The sequence below is a fragment of the Dyella sp. SG609 genome, from assembly GCF_012275375.1.
GTDB lineage: Bacteria > Pseudomonadota > Gammaproteobacteria > Xanthomonadales > Rhodanobacteraceae > Dyella_D > Dyella_D marensis.
Genome location: NZ_JAAZQJ010000004.1, coordinates 25,416 through 42,305, shown reverse-complemented (window position 1 = coordinate 42,305; position 16,890 = coordinate 25,416). Strand labels below are relative to the sequence as shown.

16 protein-coding genes are annotated in these 16,890 nt (G+C 67.8%); 3 read left to right on the top strand and 13 right to left on the bottom strand.

Going from position 1 to position 16,890, the window contains the following annotated elements; genetic code table 11:
• Positions 1 to 16: 16 nt before the first annotated feature.
• The 4 genes from FHW85_RS08810 to FHW85_RS08795 are packed head-to-tail and all read right to left on the bottom strand — an operon-like array spanning position 17 to position 3,034.
• Entirely contained in the window at positions 17 to 547 is a 531-nt protein-coding gene (locus FHW85_RS08810; RefSeq protein ID WP_167252562.1) for a pilus assembly protein PilP, read from the bottom strand.
• Entirely contained in the window at positions 544 to 1,197 is a 654-nt protein-coding gene (gene pilO / locus FHW85_RS08805) for a type 4a pilus biogenesis protein PilO (RefSeq protein ID WP_167252563.1), read from the bottom strand. The genes FHW85_RS08810 and pilO overlap by 4 nt, the downstream gene beginning before the upstream one ends.
• Positions 1,194 to 1,976 carry a PilN domain-containing protein gene (locus FHW85_RS08800; RefSeq protein WP_168648011.1) on the bottom strand — a complete coding sequence of 261 codons (783 nt, stop codon included), beginning with the start codon at positions 1,974 to 1,976 and terminating at the stop codon, positions 1,194 to 1,196. Before FHW85_RS08800 ends, pilO begins: the two co-directional genes overlap by 4 nt.
• Complete coding sequence (locus FHW85_RS08795; protein WP_167252565.1) at positions 1,976 to 3,034, bottom strand: pilus assembly protein PilM; 1,059 nt, start codon at positions 3,032 to 3,034, stop codon at positions 1,976 to 1,978. Before FHW85_RS08795 ends, FHW85_RS08800 begins: the two co-directional genes overlap by 1 nt.
• Positions 3,035 to 3,310: 276 nt before the next feature.
• Here FHW85_RS08795 and FHW85_RS08790 point away from each other — a divergent pair, with 276 nt between their 5' ends.
• Both FHW85_RS08790 and FHW85_RS08785 read left to right on the top strand, forming a co-directional pair.
• Positions 3,311 to 5,818, top strand: a complete 2,508-nt coding sequence (locus FHW85_RS08790; protein ID WP_168648010.1) for a penicillin-binding protein 1A — start codon at positions 3,311 to 3,313, stop codon at positions 5,816 to 5,818.
• A gap of 93 nt (positions 5,819 to 5,911) precedes the next feature.
• Positions 5,912 to 6,586: a hypothetical protein gene (locus FHW85_RS08785; protein ID WP_167252567.1), complete on the top strand. Its 675-nt coding sequence runs from the start codon at positions 5,912 to 5,914 to the stop codon at positions 6,584 to 6,586.
• Positions 6,587 to 6,656: 70 nt separating this feature from the next.
• Here the strand turns inward: FHW85_RS08785 and FHW85_RS08780 are convergent, their stop codons facing one another.
• The 7 genes from FHW85_RS08780 to rpoZ form a co-directional block, all read right to left on the bottom strand.
• Complete coding sequence (locus tag FHW85_RS08780) at positions 6,657 to 7,952, bottom strand: citrate synthase (RefSeq protein ID WP_167252568.1); 1,296 nt, start codon at positions 7,950 to 7,952, stop codon at positions 6,657 to 6,659.
• A 254-nt stretch (positions 7,953 to 8,206) separates the two neighbouring features.
• Positions 8,207 to 8,452 (bottom strand): type B 50S ribosomal protein L31, encoded by a 246-nt coding sequence (locus FHW85_RS08775; protein WP_167252569.1) that lies wholly within the window; start codon positions 8,450 to 8,452, stop codon positions 8,207 to 8,209.
• Positions 8,453 to 8,545: 93 nt separating this feature from the next.
• Entirely contained in the window at positions 8,546 to 9,478 is a 933-nt protein-coding gene (locus FHW85_RS08770) for a nucleoside hydrolase (protein WP_167252570.1), read from the bottom strand.
• Between the two features lie 113 nt (positions 9,479 to 9,591).
• On the bottom strand, positions 9,592 to 11,694 hold the full coding sequence (gene recG / locus FHW85_RS08765) for an ATP-dependent DNA helicase RecG (protein ID WP_168648009.1): 2,103 nt from the start codon (positions 11,692 to 11,694) through the stop codon (positions 9,592 to 9,594).
• Between the two features lie 81 nt (positions 11,695 to 11,775).
• Positions 11,776 to 12,159 (bottom strand): RidA family protein, encoded by a 384-nt coding sequence (locus FHW85_RS08760; protein WP_167252572.1) that lies wholly within the window; start codon positions 12,157 to 12,159, stop codon positions 11,776 to 11,778.
• A 57-nt stretch (positions 12,160 to 12,216) separates the two neighbouring features.
• On the bottom strand, positions 12,217 to 14,382 hold the full coding sequence (locus tag FHW85_RS08755; protein ID WP_168648008.1) for a bifunctional (p)ppGpp synthetase/guanosine-3',5'-bis(diphosphate) 3'-pyrophosphohydrolase: 2,166 nt from the start codon (positions 14,380 to 14,382) through the stop codon (positions 12,217 to 12,219).
• 136 nt (positions 14,383 to 14,518) lie between these two features.
• On the bottom strand, positions 14,519 to 14,809 hold the full coding sequence (gene rpoZ / locus FHW85_RS08750; RefSeq protein WP_026633813.1) for a DNA-directed RNA polymerase subunit omega: 291 nt from the start codon (positions 14,807 to 14,809) through the stop codon (positions 14,519 to 14,521).
• 209 nt (positions 14,810 to 15,018) lie between these two features.
• Between rpoZ and FHW85_RS08745 the strand changes: the two genes are divergently transcribed.
• On the top strand, positions 15,019 to 15,864 hold the full coding sequence (locus tag FHW85_RS08745) for a VacJ family lipoprotein (RefSeq protein WP_167252574.1): 846 nt from the start codon (positions 15,019 to 15,021) through the stop codon (positions 15,862 to 15,864).
• Between the two features lie 59 nt (positions 15,865 to 15,923).
• Here FHW85_RS08745 and FHW85_RS08740 read toward each other — a convergent pair whose 3' ends face one another.
• Together FHW85_RS08740 and FHW85_RS08735 are read right to left on the bottom strand one after the other, a co-directional pair.
• Positions 15,924 to 16,220 (bottom strand): STAS domain-containing protein, encoded by a 297-nt coding sequence (locus FHW85_RS08740; RefSeq protein ID WP_168648007.1) that lies wholly within the window; start codon positions 16,218 to 16,220, stop codon positions 15,924 to 15,926.
• A complete protein-coding gene (locus FHW85_RS08735; RefSeq protein ID WP_167252755.1) occupies positions 16,217 to 16,885 on the bottom strand; it encodes an ABC transporter substrate-binding protein in 669 nt (222 codons plus the stop codon). The genes FHW85_RS08740 and FHW85_RS08735 overlap by 4 nt, the downstream gene beginning before the upstream one ends.
• Positions 16,886 to 16,890: the final 5 nt, after the last annotated feature.

Here is a 16,890-nt window from a genome sequence, read left to right as displayed (position 1 = left end):
TCAGCCCCTGTGATTCTTATTTCTCGCCAAGCGCGATGCTGGCTGAGCGTTCCATCCAACCGCCGTTGCCGTTAGGCACCAGTTCGACCAGCTCGATGTGGTCTTCGGCGATGGCGGTGACGTGTCCGTAGTTCTGGCCCATGTACTCGCCGCGGTGGGTCCGGTGGATCACCCCGGTAGGATCCTTGATGAGCACTTCGATGCCGTTGCCGGTGCCGACCGTGCCGACCATCTTGAGGCTGTCCAGCGCGAACGCTTCCAGCGGCTCCTTGGTACGGTCCTGGTCGGGGCGCGGCCCGTTGGAGGCGCCGTTGTCCAGCTCAGCGGTGCTGGGGCTGAACGGGTCGCGGCGGTCCTGGTCGTTGTAGAGGAAGGTTTCGAAGGTCTTGATGACGGGCAGCGGCGGAATCGGCGCACCCTTCTTCTGCTTCTCCTGCGAAACCCAGTCGCGCAGGTCCGACATGCCGCGGGTGCAGCCGGCCAGCATCAGTACGGCACCGATGGCCAGCGCGACGCGTGCGGCGCGGAGGGCTGTGGTCTTGCTCATTTCTGCCCCCCGTTCTTGGCACCGGACGACTTGGCATTGGCGGCCTTGGCCTCCGCGCTTTCGTCGTCTTCCAGATAGCGATAGGTCTTGACCGTGCCCTGCAGCACCAGGGTGCCGCCCTTGTCCTTCGGCGTCAGCGAGACGTCGTGCAGGGTCAGGATCACCACGCGCGGCAGCGAGGCCACGCCGCTGATGAAGGTGCCGAACTGGTGGTAGTTGCCCACCATGCGCAGCTGGATCGGCTTCTCGGCGTAGAAGTCCTTGGGGATCTCGGCGCCCGGCTGGAACAGCTCGGTCTCCAGGCCCGCGGACAGCGCCGTCTGGGAGATGTCGACCAGCAACTCAGGCATCTCGGTGCGGCTGGGCAGCTGGCGCAGCAGCTGGCGCAGCATGTCCTGCATCTCGTCGAGCTGCTGCTGCAGCGCTTCGAGATTGACCGCCTTGGCCTGCTTCTGGGCGAACTCCTGCTTGAGCTGTTCTTCCTTGCCGGCGAGCTGGGTCAGCTCGTCCTGCTGGTTGCTGATGATCGAGTACCAGCCGATGAAGCTGACCACCGCGAACAGCAGCACGATGAAGGTGATCTTGGCCGACTTGGGCCAGCCGCCGATGTTGTTGCGGTCGAGGTTGCGCAGATCGCTGATGAAACTCATGGCTTGGCCCCCCCGTTGGCCGGCGCACTGGGCGGCGCGTTGGTCGGCTTGGGAGCCTGCGGTGCGGCAGCGGCGGGCTGGGCGGGCTTGGCCGGCGGAGCGGTCAGCGCCTGCGCGGCGGAGCCGAGAGCCTGGCGGGCGGCGGTGCCGGACGGAGCCGGCGCGGCGGGAGCCGCGGCGCTGGCGGCACCGGCCGGCTGCACCGGCGTGTGCTCGGCGTCCGCGCCCTCGTCGGGCTTGGGCTTGCTGAGCGCGACGTCGAGGCCAAACACGTAAGGCATGCGCGAATCGCCGTGGGTGTTCTCGGTCTTGCGCAGGTCCGCGTGGCCCATCCACGGCGAGGCTTCGAGGTTGCGCATGTATTCGGCGACGCTGGCGTTGGACTGGGCGACGCCGTCGAGCGACATCGACTCGCCGACCTGCTTGAGGCCACTGAGGCGGGCGCTGGCGGGAATGGTCTTCACCAGTTCGTCGAACAGGTGGACCATCTGCGAACGGTTGGCCTGCAGCTGCTCGATGATCTGCTTGCGCGCCAGCAGGCGCTCGCGGACTTTCTCGAGATCCTTGATCTTGGCGATGCGTTCGTCGAGCTGCGCGATCTCGCCCTGCAGATAGGTATTGCGCTCGTTCTGGTTGCCGATGCGCTGGTCCATCCAGGTCATCCACACCAGCACGAACAGGATCGCCGCGACGATCGCCGCGCCGAGCTGCATGAAGAACTCGCGCTCGCGATGCTTGCGGCGTTCCGCGCGCCAGGGAAGTAAGTTGATGCGTGCCATCAGTCGAAGCTCCTCATGGCGAGGCCGACCGCGATCATCAGCGCCGGCGCATCCTGGGCCAGCTGCTGCGCCTGCACGCGCGGCGACAGCGACATGCGCGCCAGGGGATTGGCCACCACGCAGGACACGCCCAGCTGCTCCTCGAGCATCGGGCACAGGCCTTCGATGGAGGCGCAGCCGCCGGCGAGCACCACCTGGTCGACCTTGCTGTATTCACTGCCTGCGAAGAAGAACTGCAGCAGGCGGCTGATCTGCTGGATCAGCGATTCCTTGAACGGCTCCAGCGCCTCGGTCTCGTAGGACTCCGGCAGGCCGCCCTTGCGCTTGGCGCGGCCGGCTTCCTCGTAGGAGAGGCCGTAGCGGCGCATGATTTCGTCGGTGAGCTGCTTGCCGCCGAACACCTGCTCGCGCGAGTAGATGGTGCGCTGGTTGCGCAGCACCGACAGCGTGGTCATGGTGGCGCCGATGTCGATCACGGCGACGAGCGCGTCGCGGCCGACGTTGAGCTGGTCGGCCACCATCGCGAAGGCGTTCTCCATCGCGAAGGCTTCGACGTCGACCACCTTGGCGCTGATGCCGCCGAGGTCGAGCGCGGCGACGCGCATGTCGACGTTCTCGGTGCGCGACGCGGCGAGCAGCACGTTGTTCATTTCGGGGTTGTCGCGCACCGGACCCAGCACCTCGAAATCGAGGCTGACTTCCTCGATCGGATACGGGATGTACTGGTTCGCTTCGACCTGGATCTGTCCTTCGAGATCTTCTTCGGACAAATCACTGGACATCGGGATGATGCGCGTGATCACCGCGGAACCGGCGACCGCCGCGGCAGCGTGTTTGAGCTTGGTGCCCGAACGGGCCACCGCGCGCCGGATCGCTTCGCCCACCGCCTCGACTTCGACGATGTTCTTTTCGACCACGGCATTGGGGGGCAGTGGCTCGACCGCGTAGTGTTCCACGCGATAGCGGCCACCGGCCTGGCTGAGCTGCAGCAGCTTGACGGCGGTCGAACTGATGTCGACGCCAATCAGCGGCGGCTTCTTGGGTGTAAAGAGCCCCACGATTTTCCCCCTTGCCCCTGGACGCCTGCACCGTATTTGAGTGGTGAGTGCGCGACGGCATTAAATCCAAAAATTAACGTATTGGCAACGGCCTACACGAACTATCTCGACTGTTTTGGCGTGACGGCATCCACAATTAGCGCCAATCACGTCCCGGCCTTTTTTGTGACGTAACAGTGACCCGCAGGTGGGAATCTGCCAGCCGGTACCGTTAAGCAAATGGTGCTACATCTATACTGTGCCGTGTTTTGACTCAGGTCTCGCAATATCCACACCATGCAAATTCTCAAGCGTCTGCTGCGCTGGGTGCTGATCCTTGCTTTCACCGGATTGCTGCTGGCGGTCGCCGCAGTAGGTGTGGCGTATTGGCTGGTCTCGCCGCGCATCCCCTCGGTGGCGGTCCTGAAGGACTATCACATGCAGGTGCCGCTGCGCGTCGTGAGCGCGGACGGCAAGCTGATCGCCACCTTCGGTGAAACCCGGCGCATCCCCGTCGGCATCGCCGCGGTGCCCGACCGGCTGAAGCATGCGGTGCTGTCGGCCGAGGACGGCGATTTCTACCGCCACCCCGGCGTCGACTGGCACGGCATCGCCCGCGCGGGCTGGCACGTGATCGTCTCCGGCGGCGACAAGGGCCCCGGCGGCTCGACCATTACCCAACAGGTTGCGCGCAACTTCTTCCTGAGCCCCGAGAAGTTGTATTCGCGCAAGCTCACCGAAATCTTCATCGCCCTGCGCATGGAGAACGAGTTGAGCAAGGACCAGATCCTCGAGCTCTATCTGAACAAGATGTTCCTCGGCCACCGCTCCTACGGCGTGGCCGCGGCCGCCTCGTACTACTACGGCAAGTCGCTGGACCAGCTCAGCGTGGCCGAGTGCGCGATGATCGCCTCGACCTTCCAGCTGCCTTCGGTGGTCAATCCGATCAACAACCCCAAGCGCGGCCTGATGCGCCGCAACTGGGTGCTGGGGCAGATGCTGGCGAACCGCTACATCACCCAGGCCGAGTACCAGCAGGCCATCGCCGAGCCCAACAACGCCTTCCCGCACGAGCCGCCGATCGAGGTGGACGCGCCCTACCTGGCCGAAATGGTCCGCCTGCAGGCGCTGGACCGCCTGGGCAACGATGCCCTCACCGAGGGCTACGTGATCAAGACCACGGTGCAGAGCGCCCGGCAGCAGTCCGCCGTGGACGCCATGCGCGCCGGCCTCATCGACTACGACCGCCGCCATGGCTGGCGCGGCCCCGAGGACCACCAGGAGCTGGCCGAGAACGCCGGCAACGAGGACTTCGACCGCATCCTGTCCAGCTATACCGACATCGCCGGCCTGCGTCCGGGCGTGGTCACCGGGGTGGGCGCCAGCGACGCCACGGTCTACCTGTCCACCCGCGAGCAGGTGCAGCTGGGCCAGGACGCGGTGGCCTGGGCCAAGCCCTACGTCAACGAGACCCGCGTCGGCGCCCCGCCCAGGAACGTGGCGGCCGTGCTCAAGCGCGGCGACATCATCCGCGTGGCGCGCAATGCCAAGGGCGAGTGGGAACTGGCGCAGATCCCCAAGGTGCAGGGCGCGCTGGCCTCGGTGAACCCGGAGGACGGCTCGCTGCAGGCCCTGGTCGGCGGCTTCAACTTCCTGCGCAGCAAGTTCAACCGCGCGGTGATGGCGGCGCGCCAGCCGGGTTCCAGCTTCAAGCCCTACATCTACTCGGCGGCGTTCGAGCGCGGCTTCACGCCGGCCTCGATCGTCAACGACGCCCCGCTGGCCCTGCCCGACCCCTCGCGCCCGGACGGCCTGTGGACGCCGTCCAACGACGACGACAAGTTCGACGGCCCGATCCGCCTGCGCGAAGCGCTGGTGAAGTCGAAGAACCTGGTCTCGGTGCGCCTGCTGGACGCCATCGGCGTGCGCTATGCGCGCGACTACGTCACCCGCTTCGGCTTCTCGCCCGACGCCCTGCCGCCGAATCTTTCGATGGCCCTGGGCACCGCCTCGGTATCGCCGATGGGCATGGCGCGCGGCTATGCGGTGTTCGCCAATGGCGGCTACCTGGTCACGCCCTACTTCATCAGCGAGATCGACGACCGCGACGGCAAGCCGGTCTACGTGGCCAACCCGGCGCGCGCCTGCCGCACCTGCCAGGAGCGCCTGCTCGACACCCGCCCGCCGGGTCCGCCCTCCTCCAGCGCCGCCCCGGCCAACCCGGTGGCCGCCGCCGGCACGCCGGCCGCCGCCGCCACCACGGGCGGCGCGGTGCTGCCGGCCGACGCGCATGAGGGCAACCACCCGCCGACGCTGGCACCGCAGGTGATCGACGTGCGCAACGACTTCCTGGTCACCTCGCTGATGAAGGACGTGATCCGGCGCGGCACCGGCGCGGCCGCCATGGCCCTGGGCCGCGACGACCTGGCCGGCAAGACCGGCTCGACCAACGAGCACCGCGACGCCTGGTTCGTCGGCTTCAACGGCGACCTTTCCACGGCCGTCTGGGTGGGCTTCGACGACTTCGGCTCGCTCGGCCGCGGCGAATTCGGCGCCAAGGCGGCGCTGCCGATCTGGATGGACTACATGGGCGCGGCCCTGAAGGACCGCCCCTCCTCCACCTTGTCGATGCCCCCGGGCATCACTACGGTACAGATCGACCGCTCCAGCGGCCTGCCCTCGGAACCCGGCAACCCCAATGCGATGCCGGAAATGTTCAAGGTGGAAGACGTGGACCGCCTGCGCCAGCAGGCTACCCAGCAGCAGGAGGATCCCGACCAGCAGCACGCGTACGACATCTTCTGACGCGACAGGCGGGTGGCCCGGTCCACCCGCTGCGCCGCGAGGCCGTCAGCGAACGGCCGCACCTCCAACCAACGACCAGGAGGGACCAGGATCATGGCTCGAGGCGAGCATCACCGCATCCACGCGCAGGACCGCGTCCAGCGCAACCGCCTGCGTATCGCCCAGGAGGCCGCGCGCCTCATGAGCGAGCATGGCATCCGCGATTTTCATCACGCCAAGCTCAAGGCCGCCGAGCGGCTCGGCATCTTCGACACCCAGGCACTGCCCCGCAACAACGAGATCGAGGAAGCGCTGCGCGAGCACCAGCGCATCTTTCAGGCGCACAGCCAGCCGCAGCTTTTGCAGAAGCGCCGCGAGGCGGCCCTGGAAGCCATGCGCTTCCTCAGCGACTACGAGCCGCGGCTGGTCGGCGCGGTACTGGAAGGCACTGCGGACAGCCATTCGGCCGTGTGCCTGCACGTTTTCAGTGACGATCCGGAGGCCGTCATCCTGCACCTACGCGAGCACGGCGTGCCGGTGGAAACGCAGACGCGCCGCCTGCGCCTGAGCCGCGACGAACAGGCCGAATACCCGGTGCTGCTGTTCGCCGCCGACGAACTGCCGTTCGATCTCACCGTGCTGCCGGTGAATTCCCTGCGCCAGCCGCCGCTGGACCGCATCGACGAGAAACCGATGCGCCGCGCCTCGCTGGCCGGGGTGGAAGCCCTGGTCGCCGAGGGCGGCGAAGACGACGACTTCGAACGCAAGCTGGCGTCGGCGCTGCGCTGACGCCTTCCTTCCACGCAAAAGAAAACGCCCGGCATGGCCGGGCGTTTTCGTGTGGCGGGGTCTTAAGCGCTCAGCGCTTGTCGGCCGGCACGTAGTTGCGCACGTCGGCGCCGGTGTAGATCTGGCGCGGGCGGCCGATGCGGGCGCCGGGGGTTTCGTGCTGCTCGATCCAGTGGGCGATCCAGCCGGCGGTACGCGCGATGGCGAACATCACCGTGAACATCTCGGTCGGGATGTTGAGCGCCTTGTAGATGATGCCCGAGTAGAAGTCGACGTTCGGGTACAGCTTGCGCTCGACGAAGTACTCGTCCTTCAGCGCCGCCTCTTCCAGCTTCAGCGCCACTTCCAGCAGCGGGTCGTTGACGCCCAGCTCGCCCAGCACCTTGTGGGTCATCTCGCGGATGATCTTGGCGCGCGGGTCGAAGTTCTTGTACACGCGGTGGCCGAAGCCCATCAGGCGGAAGTTGTCGTTCTTGTCCTTGGCGCGCTTGACGGCGGTTTCGACCTTGTCGGCCGTACCGATCTCCTCGAGCATCTTCAGCACCGCTTCGTTCGCGCCGCCGTGCGCCGGGCCCCACAGCGCGGTGATGCCCGCGGCGATGGAGGCGTACGGGTTGGCGCCGGTCGAACCGACCAGGCGGACGGTGGAGGTGGAAGCGTTCTGCTCGTGGTCGGCGTGCAGGATGAACAGCAGGTCCAGCGCCTTGGCGGCAACCGGGCTGAGGGTCAGCGGCTCGCTCGGCACTTCGAACATCATGTGCAGGAAGCGGTCGACGTATTCGAGGTTGTTGCGCGGATAGCGGAACGGCCAGCCGATCGAATAGCGGAAGCAGGCAGCGGCGATCGTCGGCATCTTGGCGATCAGGCGGATCGCGGCCAGCTTGCGGTCTTCGGCGTTATCGACGTCGATATCGTCGTGGTAGAAGGCCGACAGCGAGGCGACCGAGGCGGCCAGCATGGCCATCGGGTGCGCGTCGTGGTGGAAGCCCTTGAAGAAGTCCTTGAGCGACTCGTGCATCATCGTGTGATGGGTGATGTCGTCTTCGAACTTGGCGAACTCGCCCTTGCTGGGCAGCTCGCCGTTGAGCAGCAGGTAGGCCGTCTCGAGGAAGCTCGACTTCTCGGCCAGCTGCTCGATCGGGTAGCCGCGGTACAGCAGCACGCCCTGGTCGCCGTCGATGTAGGTGATGGCGCTCTTGGTGCTGGCGGTGCTGCCGTAGCCCGGGTCGTAGGTGAAGTGGCCGGTGTCCTTGTACAGGTTGCCGATGTCGATGCAGTCCGGGCCGAGCGTGCCGCTCAGCAGGGGCAGCTCGCTGCTGCGTTTGTTCGACTCATCCACCAGCTTGACGGTCTTGGTATCGGACACGGAAACCTCCTTCAGCGAATGTCGCCGCCGGTCACCGGGGGTGGTGCGCCAGGCGGGGGAATTAAGCGCAGCGCGCTGGGGAAGGCGCGATGCAACGCCGGCCATTATCACACATCACCCGGCGAACATCCCTTGGCGAATGGTCGGATGACAGGCGCGAAAAAGCATGGGGCGAGCTTGCGCTCGCCCCATGCTCCGTGTACTGGCTTGGCTTTATCGCCAGCCGGAAACCCGGCTGACCGGTCGCGCGAAGATTACTTCTGCGCGTAGCGGCGGCGGAACTTGTCCACGCGGCCACCGGTTTCGATGGTCTTCTGCTTGCCGGTGTAGAACGGGTGGGAGTGGCTGGAGATATCCACCTTGACCAGCGGGTACTCGTTGCCGTCCTGCCACTTGACGGTTTCCTTGGTGGCGATCGTCGAACGCGTCAGGAACGCGAAGTCGGACGAAAGATCCTGGAACACCACCGGGCGGTAATTCGGATGGATATCGGGCTTCATGACGGACTCAAAGCGGTGGGCGAAAGAGCGGCATTATAGCGACCCTTTCGACCCAAGGGCAAGCGCGTCAGTCACTTGCCCCGGGACCGGTGCTCAGGCCGCGCCCAGCGCGCGTCTCACCATGGCCGCGAAGCGCGCCTGGTCCACGTCCAGCACGATGCGCGCATTGGCCGGATGGCCCAGGCGGCCGCCCCAGTCCACCACGGTGGCGCCGCGGGTAAGGCGGCCGTCCAGCTCCACCGCGACGTGGCGCTCCTCGCTGCGGGTGACGATGGAGGGGTCGATCGCCACTGCCATGGCGAGCGCATCGGCGGCGATGATGCCGCGGCGCTTGCTGCTGGCATTGAAGGCGCGGGCGGTGCGGAACACCTGGCCGAAGAATTCGGCGCGCTTGTCGCCGGCGGCCAGCCACTGGTCGAATTCCGCCTCGTCGAAGGCATGGCGCAGGGTGGCTTCCCAGTCGACCAGGTCGAACTGCGGGAAGGCCTCGAACACCACGTGGGCGGCTTCCGGATCGAAGCCGACGTTGAATTCCGCCGGAATGTTGCCGGTATTGCCATGCCCGGTGACCGCGCCGCCCATCACCACCAGGCGCTTCACGCGCTGCGGCAGGGTCGGGTCCAGGCGCAGCGCCAGGGCCACGTTGGTGAGCGGCGCCAGCGCCACCAGGGTCAGCTCGCCGGGGCGCTCGCGGGTGAGCCGCAGCAGGGCCAGAGCGGCCTGCTCCGCTTCGGCCGCCGCAGCCGGTTCGGCGAAGCCGACGTCACCCAGGCCGTCCATGCCGTGCACGAAAGCGGCGTCTTCCTCCGGCCCGCGCACCAGCGGCGTCGGGCAGCCGGCAAACACCGGCACGCCGCCGCCGACCAGATCGACCAGCGTGCGCGCATTGCGCACGGTATGCCCCAGGCCCACATTGCCGGCGGCGATGCTCAGGCCGGCGATGTCGGCATGGGCATGGGCCATCAGGATCGCGAGCGCGTCATCCACGCCGGGGTCGGTGTCGATCAGGAGCTGGGGCTTGGTCATGGGCTTTCCTTCGGTGAGCCGGATAGCTTAAGGCGGGGAACGGGGAACGGGGAGCGGGGAACGGGGACTTGCGCGGTTGCGCGGGGATGGATGTCGCGTTCCCCGTTCCCCGCTCACGCATGCGCATAGCGCGCCGCGCCGCCGATCCAGCGCTCGATCAGCCGCTCGGCCTGGGCGGCGTGGTGGCGCAGCATCTCGGCGCCCACTTCCTGCACCGCCGGCAGCAGGTGCGCGTCGCGGGAAAGGTCGGCGATGCGGAAGCTGAGCTGGCCGGTCTGGCGCGTGCCGAGCACCTCGCCGGGGCCGCGCAGTTCCAGGTCTTTCTCGGCGATGCGGAAGCCGTCGTTGGTGTCGCGCATCACCTGCAGGCGCTCCTTGGCCAGCATGCCCAGCGGCGGCTGGTACAGCAGCACGCAGTTGGAGGCCACCGCGCCGCGACCCACGCGGCCGCGCAGCTGGTGCAGCTGGGCCAGGCCCAGCCGCTCGCTGTTCTCGATCACCATCAGGCTGGCATTGGGCACGTCCACGCCCACCTCGATCACCGTGGTGGCCACCAGCACGGCCAGCTCGCCGGCCTTGAACGCGTCCATCACCGCCTGCTTTTCCTTCGGCTTCATGCGGCCGTGGATCAGGCCTACCTTGCAGTCCTGCAGCGCCGCGGAGAGTTCCGCGTGCGCCACTTCGGCAGCCTGCGCGCGCAGCTGCTCGGTCTCCTCGATCAGGGTGCACACCCAGTACACCTGGCGCCCTTCGCGGCAGGCGGCATGGATGCGCTCGATCACGTCGATGCGGCGCGCGTTGGAAATGGCGATGGTCTGCACCGGCGTGCGGCCGGGCGGCAGTTCGTCGATGGAGGAGACGTCCAGGTCGGCGTACGCGCTCATCGCCAGCGTGCGCGGGATAGGCGTGGCGGTAAGCACCAGCTGGTGCGGCACCTGGTCGCCTTCCAGCCCCTTGTCGCGCAGCGACAGGCGCTGCTGCACGCCGAAGCGGTGCTGCTCGTCGACGATGACCAGGCCCAGCCGCGCGAACTCCACCCCCTCCTGCATCAGCGCATGCGTGCCGATCACCACCGGCGCGCCGGCGGCGACGCGCTCCAGCGCGCGCGTGCGCGCCTTGCCGGTGACCTTGCCGGCCAGCCATTCCACCTCGATGCCCAGCGGCTCCAGCCAATGCCTGAAGTTGCGCAGATGCTGCTCGGCCAGCAGCTCGGTGGGCGCCATCAGCGCCACCTGGCGGCCGGATTCCACCGCGGCCAGCGCGGCCAGCGCGGCGACCACGGTCTTGCCGCTGCCGACGTCGCCCTGCACCAGCCGCAGCATGGGATGCGTCCTGGCCATGTCCTTGGCCACGGCCTCGCTGACGCGCTGCTGCGCGCCGGTAAGCCGGAACGGCAGGCTATGCAGCAGGCGCTCGCGCAGCACGCCGTCGCCGCCCAATGCCGGCGAGTGCCGCTGCTTCACCGCGGCGCGCATGCGCTTGAGGCTGAGGTGCTGGGTGAGCAGTTCCTCGAAAGCCAGGCGCTGCTGCGCGGGATGGCGGCCCTGGGTGAGCTCGCCCAGGTGCGCATCCGGCGGCGGGCGATGCACGTACAGCAGCGCTTCGCGCAGCGACGTGAGGCCGTGGCCGGCGCCGAGCGCAGGCGGAATCAGCTCCAGCTCGCGGTCGGGCGGCAGCAGCGCCAGCGCCTTGGCGATCACGCCGGCCAGGCGCCTGGTGCCCAGGCCTTCGGTGGTGGGATAGACCGGCGTGAGCCGCTCCTCCACCGTGGGCTCGGCCACGCCCTCCAGGCGCTGGTACTGCGGATGCACCATCTCCAGCCCCTGCGCGCCGTGGCGCACCTCGCCGTAGACCAGCAGCCGCACGCCGGGCCGCAGTTGCTCCGCCTGGGCGCGATGGAAATGGAAGAAGCGCAGCACCAGGGTTTCGCGCGAATCGTCGGTGATGGCGACCTTGAGCTGCGGCCGGTAGCGAAAACCGCGCTCCACTGCCTCCACCATGCCCTCCACCTGCGCCCGCTCGCCGACGTGCAGGTCGGCGATGGTGCTGATCTGGGTGCGGTCCTCGTAGCGCAGCGGCAGGTGGAACCACAGATCCTGCACGCGCTCCAGCCCCAGCTTGGCCAGCGTCGCCGCCAGCGCCGGACCGATGCCGGGCAGCGAAGAGACCGGCGCGAGACCGGGAGCGATAGCGGTGGAAGCGGGTGCAGCTGACATTGCGGAAAGCCTAGCGGAGGCGTGCGCCGGCGCGTAGCGGCGAGGGAGACCGCGCGTGTCGGCGCATGCCCCGCCGCCGGGTCAGTCGATCACCAGCACCGCGTCCACTTCCACCTCGGCGCCCTTGGGCAGGGCCGAGACCTGGATGGTGGAACGCGCCGGATACGGCGCCTGGAAATACTCGGCCATCACCGCATTGACCGTGGCGAAGTTGGCCAGGTCGGTGACGTAGATGCCCACGCGCACGATCGCCGACAGCGAACTGCCGGCCGCCTCGGCCACCGCCTTGAGGTTGTCGAACACGCGCCGCGTCTGCAGCGCGATATCGCCCTGGACCAGGTTGCCGGTGGCCGGATCCAGCGGGATCTGTCCGGAGAAGTACACGGTGTTGCCGGCACGCACGGCCTGCGAGTACGGGCCGATCGCGGCCGGCGCCTTGTCGGTGGAGATGATGCTGCGGGACATCGCGGGAACCTCGGGCGGGGAAAGCCCGAAGTGTAAAACGGAAATCCCGGGACCGGCCTAGAGCGGGTAGCGGTACGCGCCGCTCACCACGCCGGTGCGGCGCACGCGGCGGATCACGTCGGCCAGGTGCTTGCGGTTCTTCACTTCCAGCGCGAACAGCAAGGTGGCGGCGGCGCTGTCGCGCTCGACGTATTCCACGTTCTCGATATTCGAATTCGCCGCCGCGATGGCCGCGGCCACCGTGGCGAGCACGCCCGGCCGGTTGATGACCTCGATGCGCAGCTCGGCGCGGTAGTCGCCCTGCACGTCGCGGTCCCATTCGATGGCGACGCAGCGCTCCGGCGACTTGCGCAATTCCACCACGTTCGGGCATTCGATCCGGTGCACCACGATGCCCTTGCCGGTGGAGAGATAGCCGATGATCTCGTCGCCCGGCAGCGGGTGGCAGCAATTGCCGAAGCTGAGCACGCCGCGCTCGGCGCCGGTGATGCGGATCTTTTCCACCGCATGCTGGGCCGGCGCCGCACCGCCCTTCTGCTTGCCGCGCGCGGCCAGCAGCTGGCCGGCGACCACGTCGGGCATGCGGTTGCCCAGCGCGATGTCGGCGAGCAGTTCTTCCAGGCGCTTGAGCTTGGCGGCTTCGAGGAAGCGGTCCAGCACGGCCACCGGAATGGCATCGAGGCTGGAGCCTTGCGCATCGAGCGCACGGTCGAGCATGCGGTGGCCGAAGTCGACGGCGTCTTCGTGCTGCAGATGCTTGAGGTACTGGCGAATGGCGGTGCGCGCCTTGCCGGTGACCACCGATTCCAGCCAGGCCGGGTTCGGCACCGCGGACGGCGCGGTGATGATTTCCACCAGCTGGCCCGATTCCAGCCGCGTGCGCAGCGGCAGCAGCTTCTTGTCGACGCGCGCGGCCACCGCGTGGTCGCCGACGTCGGTATGCACCGCGTAGGCGAAGTCCAGCGCCGTGGCGTTGCGCGGCAGCGAGAGGATGTCGCCGCGCGGGGTGAACAGATAGACCTCGTCCGGGAACAGGTCGATCTTGACGTTCTCGATGAACTCGGACGACGACGCCGTATTGGCCTGGCTGTCCGCCAGCGACGACAGCCACTCGCGCGCCCGTGCCTGCGCGCTGTTGGCGGGGCCGCTGTCGGTCTTGTAGGCCCAGTGCGCGGCCACGCCGCGTTCGGCCACGGAGTCCATCTCCGCGGTGCGGATCTGCACTTCGATCGGCGCGCCGAACGGCCCCAGCAGCACGGTGTGCAGCGATTGGTAGCCGTTGGCCTTGGGGATGGCGATGAAATCCTTGAAGCGGCGGTCCACCGGCTTGTACAGCGAGTGCACCGCGCCCAGCGCGACGTAGCAGCTCATCGCGGTGTCGACCACCACGCGGAAGCCGTAGACGTCCATCAGCTGGGCGAAGCTCTTGTGCTCGCTGCGCATCTTCGAATAGATGCTCCACGGCGACTTGATGCGGCCGAGCACGCGCGAGGCCAGGTGCTCGCCGGCCAGGCGCGAGGACAGCGCGGCCTCGATCTTGCCCATGGCCTCGCGGCGGTTGCCCAGCGCGGCGCGGATGCGCTCGCTGATCACGCGGTAGCGGTCCGGATGCAGGGCGCGGAAGCCCAGGTCCTGCAGCTCGGCCTTGAACTTGTTCATGCCCAGGCGCTGCGCGATCGGCGCGTAGATCTCCAGCGTTTCGCGCGCGATGCGGCGGCGCGACGCGGCATCCTTGGCGCCGAGCGTGCGCATGTTGTGCAAGCGGTCGGCGAGCTTGATCAGGATGACGCGCAGGTCGCGCGCCATCGCCAGCAGCATCTTGCGGAAGCTTTCGGCATCCGCTTCCTGGCGGCTGCTGAAGCGCATCTTGTCCAGCTTGGTGACGCCGTCGACCAGGTCCGCCACGGTCTCGCCGAATTCGCCGGCCAGCTCGGCGCGGCTCAGCGCGGTGTCTTCGAGCGTGTCGTGCAGGATCGCCGCGATGATGGTCTCGGCGTCCAGGCCCAGCTCGGCCAGGATGCCGGCGACGGCCACCGGATGCGTGATGTACGGCTCGCCGCTTTTGCGCGCCTGGCCTTCATGCGCCTGCGCGCCGACCTCGTAGGCGCGCAGCACGCGCGCCACCTGCTCGGGCGGCAGGTAGGCGATGCGCTCCTTGAGCGCCAGTACGTAGGGGGGCAAGGACGACGTATCCACGGGATCGGGATGCGTAGTCGCGCTCACGGGGCGCTGGCCGCCGCTCAGGCAGCCACCTCGTGTCGCTGATCGGGGTGAAGCAAAGAGCCGGCTGGCTGGCGGCCGCGCGCCGCACCGGCGATGCCGGCGCGTGCGGGGCCAGGTTTACAGCCGGCGCCATCCATCAGTCGTCGCCGCCCTTGGAGAGGTCGTCGTCGACTTCGGCCGCGGCCCATTCCAGCGCCTCGCGCTCGGCGCGCTCGCGCTCGGCGCGGTCGATCTCGTCGATGGTGGCCTGGTCGATGCGGCGGTCGGCGATTTCGCGCAGGGCCACCACGGTCGGCTTGTCGTGATCGGGATTGACCGCCGGCTCGGCACCCTTGGCGAGCTGGCGGGCGCGCTTGGTCGCCATCAGCACCAGCTCGAAACGGTTGTCGACTACCTCGAGGCAGTCTTCCACGGTAATGCGTGCCATGTGAAATCCTTAGGGAATAAAGCGACTTATAGGTCGCCAGTGTAGCCAGGGGGCGCTTTCCTGGCAATGCAGCATGGACGTATCATGCGCGGTTCAGCCGGCCTGCAGCGCCAACGGGCGAGACTCGCCCGCTGTACACAATATAAAAACCAGGCAGTACACTTAATCGTTGTCCCTCAAATCCGCAGCGGACAGGACCCCCGACGCCGATGTCTTCTTCGATCCGACTCTTCCTGCTGCGCCTGCTCCCCCTGGCCGCGATCGCCCTGCTGGCCGGCTGCAGCATCGCCAAGCCGCGCACGGACGATCCGCACGAGCAGTTCAACCGCAAGGTTTACGCCTTCAACGACTCGCTCGACCAGGCGGTGATCCGCCCGGTGGCCGTCGGCTACCGCAAGGTGACCAATCCGCCGGTGCGCCGCGCGGTCAGCGACTTCTTTACCAACATCAAGATGCCGATCACGGTCGCCAACGACCTGCTGCAGGCCCGGCCGCTGCAGGCCGCGCGCAGCACGGGGCGCTTCCTGGTGAACCTGACCCTGGGCGTGGGCGGCTTCTTCGACCCGGCCAGCCAGCTCGGCCTGCCGCTGGAAGACAACGATTTCGGCATCACCCTCGCCCGCTGGGGCGTGCCGGAGGGCGACTTCCTGATGCTGCCGTTCGTGGGCCCGACCACGGTGCGCGACGTGTGGCGCCTGCCGGTGGACAGCTACTTCTTCGACCCGCTCAGCTATTTCTCGCGCAACCACGAATTCCACTACGGGCAGTACTACATCCCGCAGGTGCTGTACCTGGTCACCATCCGTTCGCGCGCGATCGACGCCGAGAGCTTCCTGAAGTCGGCCTACGACCCCTACGTGTTCCTGCGCGACGCCTACCGCCAGCAGCGCATCTACCAGATCTACGACGGCAACCCGCCGGCGGAAGTCATCGAGCAGATGCAGGGCCTGAAGGAAACCAACTTCGACCCGGACGAGCTGCTCAACGAGCAGCACCAGTGGGAACAGAAGCAGTCGCAGGAACCGCCCGCGGCGCAGAAGCCCAGCCAGAACTGAGCACACGAAAAAGGGGCCGCAAGGCCCCTTTCTCTTTGCCGCGTTGCCGGCGCGCCGGCTCAGCCGAGCAGCTGGTCCACTTCGCATACCGAGGCCAGCACGCGCATGCCCTCGGGCACGTTGCGCAATGCCAGCGGACGGCCGCTCTCCACCGCCTTGGCCAGCACCGCCAGCATGCAGGCCAGGCCGGCGCTGTCGCTCTGGCTGACGCCGGCCAGGTCGACCTGGCGGCAACCCCCGGCCGCTGCCGCGTCGATCGCAGCCAGCGCCTGCGCCGCCGTGGCGAAGGTCAGCGCGCCGGATACCTGCACGGCATCCGGCGCGGCGCGCGTCACCTGGAAGGCGGCGGCGCTCATCCCTGCTTGCCGTCCTTGTCCATCTGCTTGAGCGCGTCGGCGCCCTTGGTCTTCAGGTCGGAGATGAGGTTGTCCAGGCCGCCCTTCTTGATCTCGGCGTCGACCTGGTTGCGGTAGTTGGTGATGTACGAGATGCCTTCGATGATCACGTCGTAGGCCTTCCAGTCGCCTTCGCGCGACTTGCGGAACGCGTAGTCGACCGACACCGTCTTGCCGTCGTCCAGCACCACCTGGGTGCGCACCACGGTGCGCTTGTCATTGAGGTCGCCGCTGAACGGCAGCACCTTCACGCGGCCCTGGGTGTAGCTGAGCAGGCCTTCGGCGTAGCGGTGGGTGATCGAGTTGTAGAACGCGCGGGCGAATTCGGCGCGCTTCTCCGGCGTGGCTTCGCGGGCGTGCTGGCCGAGCACCAGGATCGAGGCGTAGTCGATGTCGAAGTGCGGCAGGAACACATCGTCGATCACCGAGATGAGCTTTTCCTTGTCCTTCTTCAGCTCGGCCTGGTGGCCGTCGATGGCCTTGCCCAGCTGGTCGACGATGGTCTGGGCGACCTGCTGGGGGGTCTGGGTGGAGGCCGGCGCCTGGGCGGCGGCCTGGGCGTGGACCGGGGCGGCAACGATGCCGGTGAATGCGATGGCGGTGGCGAGAGCCAGACTGCGCAGCATCATGG

Excerpts from the sequence above, each read along its gene's own strand:
- FHW85_RS08810 (WP_167252562.1), bottom strand. The coding sequence starts at position 547 with ATGAGCAAGACCACAGCCCTCCGCGCCGCACGCGTCGCGCTGGCCATC.
- pilO (WP_167252563.1), bottom strand. The coding sequence starts at position 1,197 with ATGAGTTTCATCAGCGATCTGCGCAACCTCGACCGCAACAACATCGGC.
- FHW85_RS08800 (WP_168648011.1), bottom strand. The coding sequence starts at position 1,976 with ATGGCACGCATCAACTTACTTCCCTGGCGCGCGGAACGCCGCAAGCAT.
- FHW85_RS08790 (WP_168648010.1), top strand. The coding sequence starts at position 3,311 with ATGCAAATTCTCAAGCGTCTGCTGCGCTGGGTGCTGATCCTTGCTTTC.
- FHW85_RS08785 (WP_167252567.1), top strand. The coding sequence starts at position 5,912 with ATGGCTCGAGGCGAGCATCACCGCATCCACGCGCAGGACCGCGTCCAG.
- FHW85_RS08775 (WP_167252569.1), bottom strand. The coding sequence starts at position 8,452 with ATGAAGCCCGATATCCATCCGAATTACCGCCCGGTGGTGTTCCAGGAT.
- FHW85_RS08770 (WP_167252570.1), bottom strand. The coding sequence starts at position 9,478 with ATGACCAAGCCCCAGCTCCTGATCGACACCGACCCCGGCGTGGATGAC.
- recG (WP_168648009.1), bottom strand. The coding sequence starts at position 11,694 with ATGTCAGCTGCACCCGCTTCCACCGCTATCGCTCCCGGTCTCGCGCCG.
- FHW85_RS08760 (WP_167252572.1), bottom strand. The coding sequence starts at position 12,159 with ATGTCCCGCAGCATCATCTCCACCGACAAGGCGCCGGCCGCGATCGGC.
- rpoZ (WP_026633813.1), bottom strand. The coding sequence starts at position 14,809 with ATGGCACGCATTACCGTGGAAGACTGCCTCGAGGTAGTCGACAACCGT.
- FHW85_RS08745 (WP_167252574.1), top strand. The coding sequence starts at position 15,019 with ATGTCTTCTTCGATCCGACTCTTCCTGCTGCGCCTGCTCCCCCTGGCC.
- FHW85_RS08740 (WP_168648007.1), bottom strand. The coding sequence starts at position 16,220 with ATGAGCGCCGCCGCCTTCCAGGTGACGCGCGCCGCGCCGGATGCCGTG.
- FHW85_RS08735 (WP_167252755.1), bottom strand. The coding sequence starts at position 16,885 with ATGCTGCGCAGTCTGGCTCTCGCCACCGCCATCGCATTCACCGGCATC.